1 protein-coding gene is annotated in these 491 nt (G+C 52.3%); it reads right to left on the bottom strand.

All coding sequences use genetic code 11. The annotated features are described in order from the left end of the window. Window positions 1–491: flagellin (locus FZ040_RS13875; protein WP_255448922.1), on the bottom strand; the 491-nt coding region annotated here is incomplete at both ends.

The following is a 491-nucleotide window of genomic DNA, read 5'->3' as shown; positions in this document are numbered from 1 at the left end:
AGCATGGACTGAGCGGCCTGCATAAGAACGTTGTTCTTCGTGTATTCCGTCATCTCTTTCGCCATGTTTGCATCGCGGATCGTAGACTCGGAGCTCTGGACATTCTCAGATGCCGTCGTCAAGTTCGCGCTCGTGTACTCGAGACGGGACTCTACCGAACCAATCGTCGTCTGCTGGTCAAGCGCTTTCTGTACAGCATTATCAAGAACGTTGATTGCTGCATTAGCTTTCGCCTGCGTGGAGATGTTCAGCGTCGTGCCATCGGAGCCCTTGAGGCCAAGAGCCTCAGCGCGCATATCCGTAAGGCCTACCTTGATGCTCTGGTTCGCTTTCGTGCCAACCTGCAGCGTGATAGCATTGTCCTCAGACTTGTTCTGTGCACGAACCGTCTCATTGAAGTTGTCAAGCGCTGCATTCGCAGATTTCTTAACGTTGCCGTTCGAATCCGTAATGCTGATCGTAAGACCAGAAATCTGGCCTTTCACGCCTTC

The sequence above is a fragment of the Pseudoselenomonas ruminis genome, assembly GCF_008271295.1.
Classification (GTDB): domain Bacteria; phylum Bacillota; class Negativicutes; order Selenomonadales; family Selenomonadaceae; genus Selenomonas_A; species Selenomonas_A ruminis.
This window is presented reverse-complemented; position numbering and strand designations above follow the sequence as displayed.